The sequence below is a fragment of the Mycobacterium talmoniae genome (assembly GCF_001854525.1).
In the GTDB taxonomy this organism is placed as follows: domain Bacteria; phylum Actinomycetota; class Actinomycetes; order Mycobacteriales; family Mycobacteriaceae; genus Mycobacterium; species Mycobacterium talmoniae.
In genome coordinates this window covers 1-4,483 of sequence record NZ_MLQM01000264.1, presented here as the reverse complement: position 1 = coordinate 4,483, position 4,483 = coordinate 1, and the positions used below count along the sequence as shown (strand labels likewise).

Annotated in this window: 5 protein-coding genes; 1 reads left to right on the top strand and 4 read right to left on the bottom strand. The window is 71.0% G+C overall.

Annotation, left to right across the window (positions count from 1 at the left end; translation table 11 throughout):
* The 4 genes from ftsL to BKN37_RS25975 all read right to left on the bottom strand — a co-directional run.
* Positions 1 to 1,011: cell division protein FtsL (gene ftsL / locus BKN37_RS25990; RefSeq protein ID WP_083342060.1), on the bottom strand; the 1,011-nt coding region annotated here is incomplete at its 3' end.
* Positions 1,008 to 2,174, bottom strand: a complete 1,167-nt coding sequence (gene rsmH, locus BKN37_RS25985) for a 16S rRNA (cytosine(1402)-N(4))-methyltransferase RsmH (protein WP_083342058.1) — start codon at positions 2,172 to 2,174, stop codon at positions 1,008 to 1,010. The genes rsmH and ftsL, both read right to left, overlap by 4 nt.
* Positions 2,149 to 2,580, bottom strand: coding sequence for a division/cell wall cluster transcriptional repressor MraZ (mraZ, locus tag BKN37_RS25980; RefSeq protein WP_071030051.1), 432 nt, complete (start codon positions 2,578 to 2,580; stop codon positions 2,149 to 2,151). The genes rsmH and mraZ overlap by 26 nt, the downstream gene beginning before the upstream one ends.
* Positions 2,581 to 3,292: 712 nt before the next feature.
* Entirely contained in the window at positions 3,293 to 3,700 is a 408-nt protein-coding gene (locus BKN37_RS25975; protein WP_071030049.1) for a DUF3040 domain-containing protein, read from the bottom strand.
* A 273-nt stretch (positions 3,701 to 3,973) separates the two neighbouring features.
* Here BKN37_RS25975 and BKN37_RS25970 point away from each other — a divergent pair.
* Positions 3,974 to 4,483: GNAT family N-acetyltransferase (locus tag BKN37_RS25970; protein ID WP_083342059.1), on the top strand; the 510-nt coding region annotated here is incomplete at its 3' end.

Sequence of the window (4,483 nt, the reverse complement as noted above, 5' to 3'; positions counted from 1 at the left end):
CGCGGGAACCGCGGGTTGCGGCGCGGGGGCCGCGGCTTGCGGCGCGGGGGCCGCGGCGACCGGCGCCGGGGGCAGCGGAGCGGGAACCGGCAGTGGACCGGCGACCGGGGCGTCGGGCACACCCGGTGCGGGCGGGCCGGCCGGGGCGGGGTCACCGCCGCCGGGCAGATGTTCGGCGCCCAGCGTCGTCCCCCCATCCGGGGCGCGCAGCAGCACGGCCGGCGCCGGGGCGGGCAGGCCCGGGGTGGGCTCCCCGAGGCCGGGCAGCACCCGCACCGGCACCTCGACGGGGTTCCCCGCCGATCCGGTGGGCGGCGCCGGTTGTTCGTCGGGCAGTTTGGTGTTCAGCGGCGGGAGCGGCACTCCCTCAGCGGGTTTCGGGGTGCCGACCACCACCCAGTTGCCGGCCGGGTCCTGCACCAGATGCGCGGTGTCCCGCGACGGGATCATGCCCAGATTCCGCGCCGCCTCGGCCAACGCCGGGGCGGCCTCCGCCTCGAGCACATCGCGTTCCAGCGACTCCTTCTGCTGCACCAGCGCCCGGTTCTCCTCGCGCGCGCTGCCCAGCTGGTAGGAACGCTCGGCCGAGTCGGTGGACAGCCACAGCGTGGCGCCCAACCCGACACCCAGTGAACCGATCACCAACACCACGAACGGCACCTTGGCCAGCAGCGTGCGGGGCCGCAGGTCCACCGACGCCAGCCGGGTGAGCAGCCGCTCTCGCAGCGGGGGGCGAACAACCTTGGGCGCCTTCGCTTTCCGAGCCTTCGCCCGCGCCTTGGCCTGCTTGGTGCTTTTCGCCGGAGCCGGCCGGGTCCTGGTTGCGGTCTGTGGACCGGGCCGCGGCACCCGGGTCTCGCGGGCCGGCGCGGTAGCCCTCGCGCTCCGCGGCCGGCCGCGACCCGATGACGTCGCCTCGGCGGGCCGGCGCGTCGTTCGGCGGGTGGGACCATCGGGGCGACGACGACGGTCGCCGCCGCGCCGCGCCGGCGCTTCGCGCTTGGTGGTCATCGGTCTCCCCTCCTTGCTGACCGTTGCTCTACCCGCTGCAGGGCGCGTAACCGCACCGCGGCGCTGCGGGAGTTGCGTTCGATTTCGGCGGCGTCGGCCCGTTCCGCTCCGTGCGTCAGCGACCTGAATTGCGGTGCGTGGCCGGGAAGTTCGACGGGCAGCCCGGGCGGTGTGCGCGACGCGGTCGCCTCGGCGAACACGCCTTTGACGATGCGGTCCTCCAACGACTGGTAGGCCATCACCACGATGCGCCCGGCCACGTCCAGCGCGTCCAATGCGGCGGGCAGCGCGGCGCGCAGCGAGTCCAACTCGCCGTTGACCGCGACCCGCAGCGCCTGGAACGTCCGCTTGGCGGGATGCCCGCCGGTGCGCCGGGCCGGCGCCGGGATCGCTTGGTAGAGCAGCGAAACCAGCTCGCCGGTGGAGGTGAACGGCGTGTGCGCGCGGCGACGCACGACCTGCGCGGCGATGCGCGACGCGAACCGCTCCTCACCGTAGCGGCGCAGAATATCGGTCAGCGCGGCCTGGTCGTAGGTGTTGAGGATGTCGGCCGCGGTCAGCGGTGCCTCCGGGTCCATCCGCATGTCCAGCGGCGCGTCCTGGGCGTAGGAGAAACCCCGCTCGGACCGGTCCAGCTGCATCGACGAGACGCCCAGGTCGAAGAGCACGCCGTCGATCGATCCCGTTGCGGCATAACCCGATTCGGCTAGCGCGTCGGCGATCCCGTCGTAGCGGGTCCGAACCAGGGTGAGCCGATCGGCGAATGGCGCCAGCCGGTCGGCGGCGATGTCGAGCGCGGTGGGGTCGCGGTCCAGACCGATCAGCCGCAGCCCGGGCAGCTCGGACAAGAACCGCTCCGCGTGCCCGCCCGCACCCAGGGTGGCGTCGACCAGGACAGCCCCGGACCCGTCGGGATGCTGCCGGGTCAGCGCGGGGGTCAGCAGGGCGACGCAGCGCTCCAGTAGCACCGGCACATGGCCGAAATCACCCACAGCACCTCCCCGTTGGGTTTGGCAACACACGGCAGCACGGCGGGTAGCCCCTGCCTCGAGGTCCCTGTCCGATAGCGCGAACCTGGCGTTGGGGAAGTACGTCAGGGTCGGTTCGGGCAGAGGCCACGAGGCACGGGCATGCGCCTCAAATGATGTCGCTGAGTGCTTCATCGCTGGCCGCGGAGAAGTTCTCTTCGTGGGTTTGTTGGTAGTCCTGCCAGGCCTGCGCATCCCAGATCTCGAGGTAATCCACGGATCCGATGACGACACACTCCTTGGACAGGTTGGCGTAGCGGCGGTGGTCGGCCGACAGCGTGATGCGGCCCTGGCCGTCGGGGTGTTGTTCGTCGGTGGCAGCGGCCAGATTACGCAGGAACGCCCGCGCCTCCGGGTTACGCCGCGACGCGTTGGCGGCCCGGCGGGCCAGCTGCTCGAACTCCGCCCGCGGGTACACGGCCAGGCTGTGGTCTTGGCTCTTCGTCACCATCAACCCTCCTGCCAGTGCGTCGCGAAATTTTGCGGGCAAGGTCAGCCGCCCCTTGTCGTCGAGCTTGGGCGTGTAGGTGCCGAGGAACATCGCGCACCTCCCGCCTGGCGGAGCCTCCTTGCACTCCGTCTCGCCGCCGACTTCAGCCACCATACCCCACAATCCCCCACTTCGCGCCCTCTGAGAGATAACGGTTGGGTGTTTCCCCCACCATGCGGCCCGGTTGGTCGCGGCTGGGGCCGGCGGCAGGGGTCGTCGTGGCGGTGAATTACCAGCTCAGCGCGGTAATCCGCGGCTTGGGCCGAAGGTGGGGCGCGGTGGGGAAACTGGTGGCCGTGATGCGTCCGATCGAGGCTGAACTCGTGGCGCCGAGCCTGAATTGGCGGCGTCGAGCCTGCGTCGGTGGCGTCGAGTCTGCGGTGAGGGCGTCGAACCTGCGTCCACGGCATCGAGCCTGCGGTGAGGGCACCGAGCCTGCGTCCACGGCATCGAGCCTGCGCTCAGGCCCACTATCGTCGCGAAAACACGGCCTCACCGCAGTGTCGATGCCCTCACCGCAGACTCGACGCCCTCACCGCAGACTCGACGCCCTCACCGCAGTGTCGACGCCCTCACCGCAGACTCGACGCCCTCACCGCAGTGTCGATGCCCTCACTGCAGGCTCGATGCCGCCAGCGCAGTCTCGGCGCCACAGCTGCGGCCTCGTAAACGTCAATCCCGACGCCGGCGGCCCCCGAAAACCAAAAAGGGGCAGCCCAACTGGGCTGCCCCACCGTAAACCCGACGTGAAACCCGATAAGGATTACGGCTCGAAGCGGCGGCGGAACCGATCCTCCATGCGGCTGGTGAACGACCCCCCGGCGCCCTTGACCCGGCCCGGCCGCGCGGCGTTCGGGGCCGACGACCCCGACTGCCCGCGGCCACCGGCGATCCGCGGGCCGGTGACGGCGAACACCACCCCGCCGAACATGACCACGAAGCCGACGACGGAAAGGATAAGGAAGCTGTGGTTGACGTTCGCGTAGAACGGCACACCGGACACGAGCATCGCCAGACCGACCACGAACATGGCCGCGCCCTGGACCCGTCGCCGGGTGGTCGGCGCGCGCAGTCCACCGCCGCGCACACTGGAGGCGAACTTGGGGTCCTCGGCGTAGAGAGCGCTCTCGATCTGGTCGAGCATCCGCTGCTCATGATCGGAGAGTGGCATTCGTCCCTCCTTGCCGACGGCCCGTCACGTGGTTTCCGATAGCACGTGGATGCCCGCAGCGACGGGCAACTACCACTGATGATACGAGGTCGATCTGCGGCGTACCACCGGGTTCGAACGATGAGTGTAGCCCGGCGACAATGCGGGCGGGCAGGCCCGGTGATGCGCCCCGACGTCGCGGCCAGCCGACATGATCATGGCTGGGCATCACTCACCCGGCCCGGATAATGGCAGTGGCAGCACCACCCCGACCACCAGGAGGACACCGGAGAGTTGGGCACATTCCTCATCGATTTGGCGCCCCAGGACATGGCCCGCCGCCTCGGTGACGCTCTGGGTGTCTACGTCGACGCGATGAGTTACCCGCGTGGCACGGAGAGCCAGCGGGCGTCGATGTGGCTGGAACATATGCGCCGACGCGGCTGGCAGGCGGTGGCCGCCGTCGAGGCCGACGTGCGCGCCGGTGCGGCGCCATCGGCGGCCGAGCTAACCGGGGCGCCGCTGCTGGGCGTTGCCTACGGCTACTGCGGCGCCCCCGACCAGTGGTGGCAGCAGCAGGTCGTGCAGGGCTTACAGCGCGGCGGCCGGCCCGCCCCGGAGATCGCCCGCCTGATGACCAGCTACTTCGAGCTGACCGAGTTGCATATCGCGCCGGCCACGCAGGGCCGCGGCCTGGGTGAGGCGTTGGCGCGGCGGCTGCTGGCCGGGCGCGGCGAAGCCCACGTGCTGCTGTCCACCCCGGAAATCCACGGCGAGGCCAACCGCGCCTGGCGGCTGTACCGG

Coding starts and splice junctions, on each gene's coding strand:
- BKN37_RS25975 (WP_071030049.1), bottom strand. CDS start 3,700: ATGCCACTCTCCGATCATGAGCAGCGGATGCTCGACCAGATCGAGAGC.
- rsmH (WP_083342058.1), bottom strand. CDS start 2,174: ATGAAGCACTCAGCGACATCATTTGAGGCGCATGCCCGTGCCTCGTGG.
- mraZ (WP_071030051.1), bottom strand. CDS start 2,580: ATGTTCCTCGGCACCTACACGCCCAAGCTCGACGACAAGGGGCGGCTG.